Source organism: Sphingomonas azotifigens NBRC 15497 (assembly GCF_002091475.1).
In the GTDB taxonomy this organism is placed as follows: domain Bacteria; phylum Pseudomonadota; class Alphaproteobacteria; order Sphingomonadales; family Sphingomonadaceae; genus Sphingomonas; species Sphingomonas azotifigens.
On sequence record NZ_BCTR01000093.1, the window covers coordinates 1 to 14,232 of the forward strand.

General features: G+C 67.8%; 13 protein-coding genes, 1 tRNA gene and 1 pseudogene. 6 read left to right on the forward strand and 9 right to left on the reverse strand.

The window, feature by feature from the left end:
• Window positions 1–147: 147 nt before the first annotated feature.
• On the reverse strand, window positions 148–1,365 hold the full coding sequence (locus SAZ01S_RS22185; protein WP_084584519.1) for a tyrosine-type recombinase/integrase: 1,218 nt from the start codon (window positions 1,363–1,365) through the stop codon (window positions 148–150).
• A 151-nt stretch (window positions 1,366–1,516) separates the two neighbouring features.
• A tRNA-Thr gene (locus SAZ01S_RS22190) sits at window positions 1,517–1,592 on the reverse strand.
• Between the two features lie 211 nt (window positions 1,593–1,803).
• Between SAZ01S_RS22190 and SAZ01S_RS22195 the strand changes: the two genes are divergently transcribed.
• Both SAZ01S_RS22195 and SAZ01S_RS22200 read left to right on the forward strand, forming a co-directional pair.
• Entirely contained in the window at window positions 1,804–3,072 is a 1,269-nt protein-coding gene (locus SAZ01S_RS22195) for a PAS domain-containing protein (RefSeq protein ID WP_084584520.1), read from the forward strand.
• A gap of 101 nt (window positions 3,073–3,173) precedes the next feature.
• Window positions 3,174–7,796 (forward strand): NAD-glutamate dehydrogenase, encoded by a 4,623-nt coding sequence (locus SAZ01S_RS22200; RefSeq protein WP_084584521.1) that lies wholly within the window; start codon window positions 3,174–3,176, stop codon window positions 7,794–7,796.
• A gap of 203 nt (window positions 7,797–7,999) precedes the next feature.
• Here SAZ01S_RS22200 and SAZ01S_RS22205 read toward each other — a convergent pair whose 3' ends face one another.
• Window positions 8,000–8,440, reverse strand: a complete 441-nt coding sequence (locus SAZ01S_RS22205; RefSeq protein WP_084584522.1) for an NUDIX hydrolase — start codon at window positions 8,438–8,440, stop codon at window positions 8,000–8,002.
• Window positions 8,437–8,721 (reverse strand): BolA family protein, encoded by a 285-nt coding sequence (locus SAZ01S_RS22210; RefSeq protein WP_084584523.1) that lies wholly within the window; start codon window positions 8,719–8,721, stop codon window positions 8,437–8,439. Before SAZ01S_RS22210 ends, SAZ01S_RS22205 begins: the two co-directional genes overlap by 4 nt.
• 35 nt (window positions 8,722–8,756) lie before the next feature.
• Here SAZ01S_RS22210 and SAZ01S_RS22215 point away from each other — a divergent pair, with 35 nt between their 5' ends.
• Both SAZ01S_RS22215 and SAZ01S_RS22220 read left to right on the forward strand, forming a co-directional pair.
• Window positions 8,757–9,368, forward strand: a complete 612-nt coding sequence (locus SAZ01S_RS22215; protein ID WP_084584524.1) for a J domain-containing protein — start codon at window positions 8,757–8,759, stop codon at window positions 9,366–9,368.
• A gap of 305 nt (window positions 9,369–9,673) precedes the next feature.
• A pseudogene (locus tag SAZ01S_RS22220) lies at window positions 9,674–9,898 on the forward strand (endonuclease domain-containing protein); the annotation flags it as partial.
• A 71-nt stretch (window positions 9,899–9,969) separates the two neighbouring features.
• Here SAZ01S_RS22220 and SAZ01S_RS22225 read toward each other — a convergent pair.
• From SAZ01S_RS22225 to SAZ01S_RS22245, 5 genes are read right to left on the reverse strand one after another with little or no spacing between them, the layout of a single operon-like run.
• Entirely contained in the window at window positions 9,970–10,749 is a 780-nt protein-coding gene (locus tag SAZ01S_RS22225; RefSeq protein WP_084584525.1) for a VOC family protein, read from the reverse strand.
• A 17-nt stretch (window positions 10,750–10,766) separates the two neighbouring features.
• Window positions 10,767–11,123 carry a DUF1428 domain-containing protein gene (locus SAZ01S_RS22230; protein WP_084584526.1) on the reverse strand — a complete coding sequence of 119 codons (357 nt, stop codon included), beginning with the start codon at window positions 11,121–11,123 and terminating at the stop codon, window positions 10,767–10,769.
• Between the two features lie 18 nt (window positions 11,124–11,141).
• Window positions 11,142–11,372 carry a DUF4287 domain-containing protein gene (locus SAZ01S_RS22235; RefSeq protein ID WP_084584527.1) on the reverse strand — a complete coding sequence of 77 codons (231 nt, stop codon included), beginning with the start codon at window positions 11,370–11,372 and terminating at the stop codon, window positions 11,142–11,144.
• Window positions 11,373–11,391: 19 nt separating this feature from the next.
• The gene (locus SAZ01S_RS22240; RefSeq protein WP_084584528.1) at window positions 11,392–11,874 is read right to left on the reverse strand and encodes a VOC family protein; all 483 of its coding nucleotides are present in this window, start codon (window positions 11,872–11,874) and stop codon (window positions 11,392–11,394) included.
• A gap of 3 nt (window positions 11,875–11,877) precedes the next feature.
• Window positions 11,878–12,309, reverse strand: coding sequence for a VOC family protein (locus SAZ01S_RS22245; protein WP_084584529.1), 432 nt, complete (start codon window positions 12,307–12,309; stop codon window positions 11,878–11,880).
• A 78-nt stretch (window positions 12,310–12,387) separates the two neighbouring features.
• On the opposite strand from SAZ01S_RS22245, the gene SAZ01S_RS22250 reads away from it, so the two are divergent.
• Entirely contained in the window at window positions 12,388–13,068 is a 681-nt protein-coding gene (locus tag SAZ01S_RS22250) for a winged helix-turn-helix transcriptional regulator (RefSeq protein ID WP_084584530.1), read from the forward strand.
• A 73-nt stretch (window positions 13,069–13,141) separates the two neighbouring features.
• Window positions 13,142–14,146, forward strand: coding sequence for a cobaltochelatase subunit CobS (gene cobS / locus SAZ01S_RS22255; protein ID WP_084584531.1), 1,005 nt, complete (start codon window positions 13,142–13,144; stop codon window positions 14,144–14,146).
• Window positions 14,147–14,232 lie beyond the last annotated feature (86 nt).

Sequence of the window (14,232 nt, forward strand, 5' to 3'; positions counted from 1 at the left end):
ACGTTTTTGCTTCGAACCCGATTTACGAAAAGGGGAGTGGGGCCTGACCCCTGGGGCCCCGTTTTTGCTGCAGCGCGGTAAGTACTTGTTTTGATGTGCGCATTATGATGCGCTCGATTCCTGCAACCGCAGGCGAATAGGCCAACTCTACCCGCGCTTTCGGAATTTCGCCTTGATCACCGCACCGCCAACGCGAAGCTGGTCAAGGTAGTCAGACCACCACTGCGCCATGCGGACCCGCTCATCCCAGTGGGCGCCCCGGTGGTACGCTGCCCGGACGCGATCCCTTTCGCCGTGCGCCAATGCACGTTCAATGGCATCAGGATGCCAGAGGCCAGATTCATTAAGCAGCGTACTCGCCATGGCGCGGAAGCCGTGGCTGGTCATTTCGTCATGCTCGAAGCCCAGGCGCCGAAGTGCGACATTCAGCGTGTTGTCGGAGATCGGACGCAACGTCGTATGCAGCGCGGGGAAAAGGAACTCGCTGGATCGCGCAAGCGACCGCAGATCCTGGAGCAGATACAGCACCTGCCGGGAAAGTGGCACAGCATGCGGCTGCTTCATCTTCATGCGCTCCGCAGGCACGCGCCAGACCTTCTCGGCGAAGTCGATCTCGCTCCACTTAGCCTGCCGGAGCTCGCCCGGTCGCAGGAACACATGCGGCGCGATCCGCAGTGCATACAGCGTCTCCGGGCGACCCTGATAGTCTTCGATCGCGCGAAGTAGTTCGCCCACCTTCTTCGGTTCAACGATCGCGGCGTGGTGCTTCACACGAGGTACGGTCAGCGCCCCCCGGAGAATGTCCGCCGGGTTCTTTTCGGTGCGTAGCGTTGCGAAGCCATAGCGGAACACGCGGCCCGCAAAGGAGCGCAGCCGCACCGCCGTTTCATGATGCCCTCGGCGCTCGACCCGCTTCAGCACGTCGAGCAACTCGTGCGGGGTTATCGCCGCGATCGGCCGCCGGGCTATGCCCGCTAGCAGTTCCAGAAACCAGCGCGCCTTCTTGAGGGTGGCCGCCGACTTCCCCTCCCGCTCCATCTTTTCGATGTACTCCGTCGCGACGACCTCGAAGGTGGTCTTCACCGCCAATTCCGCTTGGAGGCGCTTCTGCCGCTTCTCCTCGACGGGATCGATGCCGTCGTCGAGTTCGGCCTTCGCCAAGTCCCGCGCCCTCCGAGCCTGCTGGAGCGATACGTCGGGGAAGCTGCCGAGCGACAGCTTCCGCTCGATCCCGCAGCAGCGATAGCGGAACCGCCAGAGCAGGGCGCCGCTGGGTTGAACGAGCAGATAGAGCCCGTCCGAGTCGAAAACCTTGAAGGGCCGGGGTGCCGGCTGAAGCGCTCGAATCTGGACCACGGTAAGCATGGGGCCACGGCTCCTGAAGCGTTCGTGGCCCCATGATTCGTGGCCCCTTTTGAGTGGGCCACAGCGGAACATAATGAGAAAATATGGGACCGCGTTAGGCCCATTTTATCGCAGTTTTCTGCGGTTTTCTAGCGATGTTCTCTAGATGTACTGGTGCCGCTTACAGGACTCGAACCTGTGACCCCCGCATTACGAATGCGATGCTCTACCAGCTGAGCTAAAGCGGCGCCCGGTGCCGGGCGCTGGCTTGCCCGGAGGAGGGCGCGCTTACCAGCCGCCTGGCGTGCTGGCAAGCGCCTGCTTGGCGCTGCCGCCAACTTTCTTCCCACGCACCGCCTCCGGCATTTCCCGGCCCCCGCCTTTACCCACCATTTACCATGGACCCTGCACAAGGCCCCGGATCAGCGTTTCGGGCCTGGCCCGCAGTGGAGCACCGGCATGAACATGGCGCGCGGCATTCCTTCTCCGGCCGATTCGGAGCCGGCGAATGCACCCGACGAGGCGATCGACGAACGCCCCGCCGCGTTCGGCAACGACGAACGGCGCATGCAGGTGCGCGCCTACAATCACTGGGTCTCGCTGCTGCGCGGCCGCCCCTATCCCTCGATCCACGATCTCGACCCCGAGAACATCGCCGATTTCGGGCCGAACAGCGTGCTGCTCGATTTCAGCGCCGGCATCGAGGATCCCGCCATCCGCTATCTCGGCGCCGCGCTGCGCGAGGAGTGCGGCATCGAGGGGCCGATCGCGCAAGTGGGCGAAGTGCCGAGCCGGTCGCTGCTCTCGCGCCTGACCGACCATTATCTCCAGATCATCGCCAACCGCGCGCCGATCGGCTTCGAGGCCGAGTTCGTCGGCCAGCGCGGACACCAGATGTTCTACCGCGGCATCCTGATGCCATTCGCCGCGCACCCGGACAAGATCGACTTCATCTATGGCGTGATCAACTGGAAGGAAGTCGTCGACGCCGACACCCAGGCCAAGCTCGACGCCGAGATCGAGGCGTCGCGGCGCGCGGCACCGCAGCCCGCCCCCGCCCAGTCGGTATGGGCGGACGGCCCGAGCGCCGGCTTCGACCCGCTCGCCCGCGCCGATCTGCCGCAGCCCGACTTCGCGTCGCCGCTCGCCGACCAGCTGCTGCTCGCCCGCGAATCGGCCGCCGCGGTGCGCGCTTCGGATCTGCGCAGCCGGGCGACCCTCTATCGCGCGCTCGATCGCGCCTACAGCTTCGCGATCGCCGCCGAGAAGGATGCGGCAAGCTATGCCGCGCTGCTCGCCGAGGCGGAGATCGCCGCCCAGGCGCGGGCGCCGATGACGCCGGTGGTCAAGCTCGTCTTCGGCGCCGAGTACGACAAGACCCGGCTCGCCGAATTCGCCGCCGTGCTGACCCATGCCAAGCGGCTGGCGGTGCCCGATGGCGGACTGGACGCCTTTCTCGAGATCACCCCGGGCGGCATCAAGGGCGTGGTGAAGGCCGAGCGCGAACTGCGCACCAGCCTTTCGAACGAACGCCGCCCGGCAGCGCTGGCACGGGCCGCCGAAACGCTGCGCCAGCGCCCGACGCTTGCACGCGTGCCGATGGCGGCCGGCGACTCGGAATTCGTGCTGCTGCTCGCCCGCGCCGGCGACCAGGGGCTCGACATCATCGCGCGGGTGGAAGACGACGCAGCCCTCACCGATCGCGCCGTGCGCCGCGCTGCGGCCTGAGCCATTACCCGAGTCACCGGACGGCGAACGGCGCTTCTGCGCCTTTCCTCCCGGTTTTTCCAGACTTGAGGTGCCTTTCGGCGGGGAGCATAGCCGCAACCATGAAGAACCTCGAAAAAAAGATCATGCAGGCCTTTGAAGACCGGATCTTCGAAGGCGCGCTACCCGGAGAGCTGGAAGGACTGGACGAGGCCGAGCGCACGGAAGTGGCGCGGTTCGTCGCGGAAACGGCGGCGGAACGCCCGCCGCAGACCGTGCGGCTCAATCTCGAAACCTATCAGGACGATGCCAGCCGCAAGATGCGGCTCGCCGTGATCAACGACGACATGCCGTTCCTGGTCGATTCGATCGCCGGCGCGATCGCCGCGTTCGACCTCGGCATCTTCCGCATCATCCACCCGATCCTGCCGGTGGAGCGCGATGCCCAGGGCGTGGTGACCGACATCGGCGAGAAGGCCAAGGACTCGCAGCCCGAGTCGATGATCTACATCGAGATGGAACGCGCCGACGCCCGCACCCGCCGCGCGCTGACCAGCGAGATCGAGCGCGTGCTCGAACATGTCCGCGACGTCGTCTCGGATTGGCGGCCGCTGCAACAGGCGCTGTCGATCGACGGTGCACGCGTGCCATCGCGCGAGGGCGAGGCGCTGCTGCGCTGGTTCGCCGACGATGCGATGACGCTGCTCGGCCACGAGAAATGGTCGGTCGGCGGCGAGAGCAGCGACCAGATCGGCCTGGCCCGCTACACCCATGAAGTGCCGCTGCTGGCCGATACTTCGCGCAAGCTCGCGGTCGATTATTTCGAGATGGGCGGCGAGATCCCGCTGCTGCTCAAGTCTAACGCCACCTCAACCGTCCATCGCCGGGTGCCGCTCGACATCGTCGTGACGCCGCTGATGACCGGCCAGGACGTTACTGGCCTGTCGATTCATTATGGGCTGTGGACCAGCCAGGCGCTCAACACGCCGCCCTCGATGGTGCCGATGCTGCGCAACCGGCTGGAGATGCTCGAATCGAAGTTCGGCTTCGATCCCTCGGGCCATACCGGCAAGGCGATGACGCATGCCCTCACCGGCCTGCCGCACGACCTCACCACCGCCTTCGACCTCGAAGCGCTGGAGAGCCTGGTGCTCACCGCGATGTCGGTGGCGGACCGCCCGCGCTCGAAGCTGGTGCTGGTGCGCTCCACGCTGGGCCGCCATCTGTTCGCCTTTGTCTGGCTGCCGCGCGAGCAGGTTGCCGCTGGGCACCGCGAGACGATCGGCTCCATGCTGGTCGAGGCGGCGCACGCGAAGATGATCAACTGGTCGATCGCGCTCGAGGACGGCGTGCTCGCCCAGTTGCGCTACACGCTCGACCTGCGCGGCGACACGACGATGCCGGACGAAGCCGAGCTCGACATGCGGATCGCCCGCATGGTGCGCGGCTGGGCGCCGGCGGTGGAGGCCTGCCTCAGCGAGATCGCCGGCAGCGGTGCCGCCCGGCTGTCGCTGCGCCTCGCCAATGCCTTTCCGGACGTCTACCGCCTCACCCACACGCCCGAGGAAGCCGCGCAGGACATGGTGCGGATCGGCGGGCTCGAGGACGAGCATGACCGCTCGGTGCGGATCGTGCCGCTCAAGGGCGAGCCGGGCAAATACCGGATCAAGCTGTACCGCCTGGGCGGCGCGCTGGCGCTGTCCGATGCCGTGCCCGCGTTCGAGAATTTCGGCTTCCGCGTGCTCGAGGAAGTGCCGACCGAGCTGACCAACGGCGCCTTCATCCATGACTTCAAGGTCGAGCCGGCGACGCGCAGCGAGATGCTGGACGCGGACCCGGCGACCGTCGAGGCGGCGGTGGCCGCGGTGCTGGAAGGCCGCGCCGAGAACGACCTGTTCAACCGGCTGATCGTCGAGGCGGGCCTCAGCCCCTCGGCGGTGGTGCTGCTGCGCGCCTGGTTCCGCTATCTGCGCCAGACCGGCATGCTCTACGGGCTCGGCACCGTGGTCGACGCGCTGCGCCGCGCGCCGGTGGTCGCCACCGCGCTGGTCGAGCGGTTCGAAGCCGCGCACGATCCGGCGCACGGCGGCGATACCGAAGCGATCGAGGAGGCCGAGCGCGCCATCGACCTCGGCCTCGGCCAGGTCAGCGCAATCGACGATGATCGCATCCTGCGCCTGTTCAAGGGCGTGGTGCTGGCGACGCTGCGCACCAATGCGTTCGCGCCCGCGGGTGCCGAGGCGCTGGCGTTCAAGCTCGATTCGGCCAAGGTGCCGGGCCTCCCCGCCCCGCTCCCCTGGCGCGAGATCTGGGTGTATAGCCCGCGCGTCGAGGGCATCCACCTGCGCGCCGGCCCGGTCGCCCGCGGCGGCCTGCGCTGGTCCGATCGCCGCGACGATTTCCGCACCGAGATCCTGGGCCTGATGAAGGCGCAGCGCGTGAAGAACGCGGTGATCGTGCCGACCGGCGCCAAGGGCGGCTTCTATCCGAAGCATCTCCCCTCGCCCGCCGTGGATCGCGACGCCTGGCTGGCCGAGGGCACCGAGAGCTACCGCATCTTCATCCGTGCGCTGCTCTCGATCACCGACAACATCGTCTCGGGCGAGGTCGTGCATCCGCAGGGCGTGACCGTCCTCGACGGCAACGACCCCTATTTCGTCGTCGCGGCGGACAAGGGTACGGCAACCTTCTCCGACGTCGCCAATGCGCTGGCGATCGAGCGCGACTTCTGGCTGGGCGATGCCTTCGCCTCGGGCGGCAGCGTCGGCTATGACCACAAGGCGATGGGCATCACCGCCAAGGGCGCCTGGGTCTCAGTCCGTCGCCACTTCCTCGAAATGGGCACCGACATCCAGTCCGAGCCGGTGACCGTGGCGGGCGTGGGCGACATGTCGGGTGACGTGTTCGGCAACGGCATGCTGCTGTCCAAGGCGATCAAGCTGGTCGCCGCGTTCGACCATCGCCACATCTTCCTCGATCCCAATCCGGATCCGGCGAAGAGCTGGGAAGAGCGCGCCCGCATGTTCGCGCTGCCGCGTTCGAGCTGGGCGGACTATAACCCCAAGCTGATTTCGGAAGGCGGCGGCGTGTTCCCGCGCAGCGAGAAGTCGATCCCGCTGAGCCGCCAAGTCAAGGCGCTGCTCGATCTCGATGTCGACAGCATCGATCCGAACGGGCTGATGATCGCGATCCTCAAGGCGCGCGTCGGGCTGCTGTGGTTCGGCGGCATCGGCACCTATCTGAAGGCGGCAAGCGAGAGCAATGGCGAGGTGGGCGATCCCGCCAACGACCGCATCCGCATCAATGCCGAGCAGGTGAGGGCGCAAGTGGTGGGCGAAGGCGCCAATCTCGGCGTCACCCAGGCCGCGCGCATCGCCTTCGCACGGAACGGCGGCCGGCTCAACACCGACTTCATCGACAATTCGGCCGGCGTCGACTGCTCGGATAACGAGGTCAACATCAAGATCGCGCTCAACCGCGAGATGATCGAGGGCCGCCTGGCGTTCGAGGACCGCAACGCACTGCTCGCCTCGATGACCGACGACGTCGCGCATCTGGTGCTGGAGGACAACCGCCTGCAGACGCTGGCGCTGTCGTTCATGGAGAATGACGGCGCGCTGGATCTGCCCAGCTATGTGCGGGTGATCGAGATCCTCGAGGCCAAGGGGCGCCTCGACCGAACCGTCGAAGGCCTGGGCTCGAACGAAGACCTGCTGCGCCGCGCGCAGGAGGGCCGCGGGCTGACCCGGCCCGAACTCGCCGTGCTGCTCGCCTCGGCCAAACTGGCGCTGCAGGACGCGATCGAGCAGGGCGAGCTCGGCCACGATCCGGCGCTGGTCGGCGATCTCCACGCTGCCTTCCCCAAGGCGATGCAGGAGCGCTTCGGCAAGGCGATCGACGAGCACCGCCTGCGCAACGAAATCGTCGCCACCAAGCTCGCCAATCGTGTCGTCAACCGCCTCGGCGTGCTCCACCCGTTCGAGCTGGCGGAAGAAGAAGGCGCCGCGATGCGCGACATCGCTGCGATGTTCGTCGTCGCCGAACAGCTGCTGGGGCTGCCGGCGCTGTGGGAAGCGGTGGAAACGGCGGAGATCAGCGAAGGCGCCCGCGTCGCGCTGCTCGACGAGCTGGCGGTGGCGGTGCGCGGGCAGATCGCCGATCTGCTGCGCGTCACCCGCCCGGGCGCCAGCCCGGCGGAAGTCATCGCGCGCCTCAAGCCGGGCATCGAGTCGCTCGGCCGCGAGGTCAAGGGGCTGATGCTGGAAGAGGTTCGCGCCCAGTCCGAACGGCTGTGTAGCCGGCTCACTGCCGCCGGTGCACCGCGCGAGCTGGTCGACCGGGTTGTGCACATCTTCGAGCAGGATGGCGGCATCGGCCTTGCCGATCTCGGCCAGCGGCGCGGCATCGACGAGCTGGTGCTGACCCGCGCCTTCACGTCGCTCGGCCAGGCGCTCGGCCTCGACTGGGCCCAGGCGACCGCGGCGCGGATCACCACCGGCGACGTGTGGGAACGCCTGCTGATCGCCGGCCTCGCCCGCGATTTCCAGCAACTGCGGCTGGAGTTCCTCGCCCGCGTCGACGGGCAGGATCCGCAGGCGGCGGTGGACGCATGGCTCGCCGAGCACCGCGCCCGCGTCGACCAGTTCAGCGCATTGGTGCGGCGTGCGCGGCAAGCGGCGGTGCCGAACGCGGCGATGCTCGCACAGATCGCGGGGCAAGCGCGCGTGCTGCTCGGGCGGGAGTGAGCCTGTAAATCCCCCTCTCGCTTCTTCTAAGTCCCCCTCCCGCTTGCGGGAGGGGTTAGGGGAGGGTGAGTGGGGGTAGCAGGCGATCCGCTGCAAAGAGGCTGAAGCGGAGCAGCCCTCCTTCTTCACCCACGGCCTTCGCTTCCAGCACACACCCTCCCCCCGCCCCTCCCGCAAGCGGGAGGGGAGAATAGAAGAAGGCGCTACCCCGCCAACTCCACCAGCATTTCCAGCAGATCCTCCGGGAACACCGGCTCGTCATGCGCGGCGATCTCGTCCCGGGTGAACCAGCGCCAGCCGCGCATCACCCGCTGCTCCAGCGCGGTATGGCCGCCGGTCTCGATCGCCTCGACCTCGCTGCGCACCAGGAAATAGCGCTCGTCCGCCCAGACCGGCACACCCTCGATCGTCACGAATTCCACGACCCGCTGGGCCACCTCCGGCCCGGGATCGGCCCGGATGCCGGTCTCTTCCCAAAGCTCGCGCCGCGCGGCGTCTTCATAGCTCTCCCCCGGATCGACCGCGCCGCCCGGCGTACACCAGAAGGGCGGCCGGTCGCTGGGATCGAAGCGGAACAGCAGCACCCGCCCTGCGCCGTCGAGCAGCAGGATCCGCGCCGCCGGGCGTGCGATACGCGTGCTCATTCGCCCGGTGCGGTCGCCTTGATCGCCAGCGCGTGGATGCGGGTGGCGAGCAGGTCGGCGAGCGCGTGGTTCACCTTGCGCTGGCGGGCGACGCGGTTGAGCCCGGCGAAGGCAGGGCTTTCGATGGTGACGGTGAAGTGGCTTTCGCCGGTGCCGTCATCGCCCAGATGCCCGCGATGCTGGGCGCTGTCGTTGCTGACATGGAGGTGCGACGGGGCGAGCGCGGTGCGCAGGCGATCGGCGATCAGATCGGCCAGAGGGCCGGTGGCGAGGTCGGTCATCGCGCCTATATAGGCGGTTTGCTCGAGGGAGTCGCGTGGCTAGCCGTCCGCCGAAAAAGGATCGTCCGAATGCCCGTTTCCACGGTCGCGTGGAGGCGGAGGGGAGAGTGTGCGCAGAGCCGGGCTGCACCGCCGCCGGCGAATTCCGCGCGCCGCCGCTGGAAGGCGCGCGCAGCGGCTTCGACGGGCCGCCGCCGTTCCGCTGGCTGTGCCTCGACCATGTCCGCGCGTTCAATTCGGGCTACAATTTCTTCGCCGGCATGAGCCCCGACGAGATCCACGAGGCGCAGCGCCCGATCGCCGGCTGGGAGCGCGAGACGCGGGCGTTCAGCGCCAACCCCGACGTGCCGCCGCGCTGGGCCGATTTCGCCGACCCGCTGGATGCGATCGGCGCGCGCTTCCGGGATCGGATGAAGGATCGCGGCGAGCGTAAGGACGGGCGGCCGCTCTCGGGCGCGGATCGCGATGCGCTGAAGGTGCTCGAGCTGGAGATCGACTCCGATCGCACGGCGCTGCGCAAGCGCTATTCGGAACTGGTGCGGAAATATCATCCCGATCGCAATGGTGGCGACCGCAGCCATGAGGCGCGGCTGCAGCGGGTGATCACGGCGTATCAGCAGTTGAAGGGGTCGGCGGCCTTCGCTTGATTTTGGGGGACGCGAGGAGGCCCCCCTCCACCACGCCGCTGGCGCGGCGCGGTCCCCCTCCCCCGCTGTCGCGGTGGAGGAAACGCTTTCTTCGGCAGCCCCCCTAGCCGTTTCCTCTCCCGCGAAGCGGGGGAGGGGGACCGCCGCCGAAGGCGGTGGTGGAGGGGGCCTCCGGCGAATTTTGTTCTTTATTCGTTCCGTAAAGTGCGGCATCCTCCTCCCGACCCAAACGGCAGGGAGTCGCCCAAATGCGCCTTGGTGGAACCCCGCATGCCCGGAGCCTCGCCCGCAAGCTCCGCCGCGAGATGTCCCCCGCCGAGCGCCGCCTCTGGCGCCACCTCCGCGGTGACCCCGAAGGTCTCCACTTCCGCCGCCAGCACGGAATCGGCCCCTATGTCCTCGACTTCTACTGCGCCCGCGCCCGCCTCGCGATCGAACTGGACGGCGCCGGCCACGCCCATGGCGACCAGCCCGAACACGATGCCCGCCGCGACGCCTGGCTCGCCGCGAACGACATCACCACGCTCCGGATCCCCGCAGACGCCCTGCTCCACAATCTCGACGGCGTCGTCCGCCACATCCTGGAAACAGCGCGCAGCCGTTACGCGCTGCCCCCGCTGACCAGCCCGAACAGCGCCCCGTCGGGATCGAGCCCCTGGACGATGCGCTCGCCCCCGGGCACGTCCATCGGCCCGTTGATCACCGTGCCCCCGGCCGCCTCGATCCGGCCCTTGGCCGCGTCGACATCGTCCACGCGGACGTAGAAGCCCCAGCCCGTCGGCCCCTCCGGCATACGGCGCATGATCGCGCCGATCGGCTCACCGCCGTCATGGCCAATGAAGCTATATTCGCCCAGCTCGCCCATCGGCATGCCGCCCATCCGGGTGAGGCCGAACTGGCGATGGTAGAAGCCCAGCGCCGCCTCGGCATCCGGGGCATGCAGCTCGTTCCAGGCGACATGGCCGAGGCCATGCCTTTGGTAGACGGTGCTGGTCGCCCCCTCGGTCGCGCCGCGCATCACGTAGAAGGGCACGCCCTGCGGATCGGTGACCATCGCGATCCGGCCCACCCCGGCCGCATCCCAGGCGGGCACCAGCACCTTGCCGCCTTCGGCAACGATGCCCGCCACGCTCGCATCGACATCGTCGACGCCGAAATAGGCAAGCCAGCCCGGGCGTGCTCCGGCCGAGCACATCGCATCATCGAGCTGCAGCATGCCGCCCGCATTGCCGTCGGACGCGACGATCATCCGGTAGTCGGGCCCGCCGGGCGGCGGCGCACCGACCTGCCAGCCGACCACCGCACCGTAAAAGGCGGCGGCCTTGTCCGCATCGCGCGTCATGAGTTCGTACCAGATGCATTCGCCCTGCCGATTGGTCACGTCGCTCTCCCCTGTGTTCAACCCTCGCCGCGATCGACGATCGGCTCGAAGCCGCCCCAGAACATGCGCTTGCCGTCGAACGGCATCGTCCGCCCCTGCATCTCGGGCGCTTCCATCAGCTTGCCCCAGCCGGCGTCGCGTGTCGGCTTGTCCGGCCACAGCACCCAGGCGAAGACCACCGCCTCGCCCTCCTCGGCCAGCGTCGCGCGGTAAAAGTCGGTGGCGGTGCCGTGCGGCACGTCTTCGCTCCAGGTCTCCATCACCCGCGTCGCGCCGAATTTGAGGAACAGCGCCGCCGTCACTTCCGACAGCGCACGATATTCTTCCTTCTTCGACTCGGGGACCGGGATCACATATCCGTCGAGATAGGCCATGGTCGCACTCCCTTCCGTTCAGGCGTCGCCTTCGCGCTTGTCGCCCTTGAGCAGCGCGACGATCGCCATCGCGTGGCCGTGGCCCAGCCCGAACTGTTCCTTGAGATCGGCGACGATTGCGCCGGCCTTCACCCCGGCGCGCAGGCCGGCGGAGTCCGCCCAACCCTTCTCGGCGGCATATTCCCGGAAATCGTCGGGGCTGCGGCCGGTCTTGGCCTGGATGTTGTCGAGATAGGCCTGGAACGACATGGTCGGTCTCCTCTTCGGCTCAAGCGGGTTCGACGGCCGCCTCCAAGGCGGCGATGTCGATCTTGCGCATCGTCATCATCGCCTGCATCGCACGCGCTGCGCGGTCTCGATCGGGATCGGCCATCAGCTCGGTCAGGCGGCGGGGCACGATCTGCCAGCGCAGGCCCCAGCGGTCCTCGCACCAGCTGCAGTCGCGCTCGGCGCCGCCATCGGCGGTAATCGCCTCCCACAGCCGATCGGTTTCGGCCTGATCCTCGGTGTGAATCTGGAACGACACGGCGTCGTTGAACCGCGCCTGCGGCCCGGCGTTGAGCGCAATGTACCGCATGCCCGCCAACGTGAACTCGACGACCAGCACCGCGCCCGCCTCTCCGGCCGAAGAGGCCGCAGGCGCGCGCACCACCTTGTCGATCCGGCTGTCCGGCAGCAGCGCCGTGTAGAAGTGCGCGGCTTCCTCGGCGGCGCCGTCGAACCACAGGCAGGGGACGATCTTCTGTGCCATGGCTCAGGCGGGCTCCGCCTGCGCCATCGCTTCGGTAGCGGCGGCCATGTCCATGTGGAACGGCTCGAAGATATGGCCGTCGGGATCGGTGAAGGTGCGGCCGTACATGAAGCCCATGTCCTGCACCGGCCGAATGTCGCCTGTCCCGCCGGCGGCGACGGCCTTCTCCACCAGCGCGTCGACCGCGGCCCGATCGACGAGCGGCAGCGCGATCAGTACCTCGGTCGTGGCGGTCGCATCGGCCACGGCGCGCGGGGTGAAGGTCTGGAAGAAGTCGCGGTGGAGCAGCATGAAGGTGAGCGTTTCCGACAGCACCATCGCGCTCGCCGTGGGACCACTGAACTGCGGGTTCTTGGTGCAGCCGATCGCTTCGTAGAAGGCAGTCGCCCGCGGCACATCTGCCACCGGCAGGTTCACGAACACGCTGTTCGGCATCGCTGTCTCTCCCCTTCGGCACGGCGTTCGAGTCGCGCCCTGCTTGATTCGTGCCGTGTCTGATCCTAAAAAACAACCGTGAAGTTAGAAAATATAACCACACCCAAACGCCGCTACGACGATGCCTGCGGCACCGCCCTCGCCCTGGAGTTCGTCGGCGAGCGCTGGGCGCTGCTGATCATTCGCGAACTCCTGCTCGGTCCCCGCCGCTTCGGTGAGATCCGCGCCGGGCTGCCTGGGCTCAGCGCCAATGTGCTCACCCAGCGGCTGCAGGGGCTGGAGGCCGACGGGATCGTCGTGCGCGAGAAGCTGCCGCCGCCGGCCAGCGTGCAGGTCTATGCGCTCACCCCCTGGGGGTACGAGGCCGAGCCGGTGGTGATGGCGATGGGCCGCTGGGCGCTGCGCTCGCCGCGCCACGATCCCTCGCTTCCCTTTTCGCGCGTCTCGCTGATGCTGGCGCTGCGGATGCTGCTGCTGCCGGACAAGGCGGCGGGCTGGGCGGGCCGTATCGGCTTTCGGCTGGGCGAGGAGACCTATCGCGTCACCGTCCACGATGGTGCGCTGGCGATCGACCGGGGCACGCTTGCCGATGTCGAGGCGGTGTTCGTCGGCGAGCCCAACGACTTTCTGCCGGTGCTGTTCGGAGTCATGCCGCTGCCCCTGGCACTCGCCGAGGGGAGGTTCGCTGTCGAAGGGGATCTGGCTCGCGCCGCGGACTTCGCCACCCTGTTCCTGCTGCCGCCCAAGATCGGCGCCTGAGCCCTCCCCTTCGGACATGCGGTTGCAGTGCGGCAAACAAGCCACTAGGTCCGGTGCGACTGAAGGATTTGATATGGCCGACATCCCCAACACCCTGCCCGACAGCCGGGACTCAACGATCCTCGACGCGCCCGACAAGATGGTGAAGGTGCGCGACCTGTTCGGGATCGACATCGACATGGAAGTCCCCGCGTTCAGCGAGGCGGACGAGCGCGTGCCCGATCTGGACCCCGCCTATGTGTTCGATCCGGACACCACGCTCGCGGTGCTGGCAGGCTTCGCGCACAATCGCCGCGTGATGATCCAGGGCTATCACGGCACCGGCAAGTCGAGCCATATCGAGCAGGTGGCGGCGCGGCTCAACTGGCCGTGCATCCGCATCAACCTCGACGCGCATATCAGCCGCATCGACCTGATCGGCCGCGACGCGATCGTGCTCAAGGACGGCCAGCAGATCACCGAATTCCGCGAAGGCCTGCTGCCCTGGGCGCTGCAGACCCCGACCGCGCTCGTCTTCGACGAATATGACGCGGGTCGCCCGGACGTGATGTTCGTGATCCAGCGCGTGCTGGAGACCGAGGGCAAGCTGACCCTGCTCGACCAGAACCGGGTGATCCGCCCGAGCCCGTGGTTCCGCCTGTTCGCCACCGCCAACACGGTGGGGCTGGGCGACACCAGCGGCCTCTATCACGGCACCCAGCAGATCAACCAGGGCCAGATGGACCGCTGGAACATCGTCGTCACGCTCAACTATCTGCCCGCCGCCACCGAGGCGCGGATCGTGCTCGCCAAGTCCGGCGAATATGACAAGCCGGGCGGCAAGGAGACGGTGGAGAACATGGTCCGCGTCGCCGAGCTGACCCGCCGCGGCTTCATCAACGGCGACATCTCGACGGTGATGAGCCCGCGCACCGTGATCACCTGGGCGCAGAACGCGCTGATCTTCGGCGATATCGGTTTCGCCTTCCGCCTGTCGTTCCTCAACAAGTGCGACGAGGCCGAGCGGGCGCAGGTGGCGGAATATTACCAGCGCGTGTTCGGCAAGGACCTGCCGGAGAGCGTGGTCGGCCGCGCCTGACCAACGACGCGCGGCTGCGCGAAGATATGGGGGCAACCGCGCGCGTTATACCAACCTGCACGGAGAAGAACCTATCTTCGTTCTCC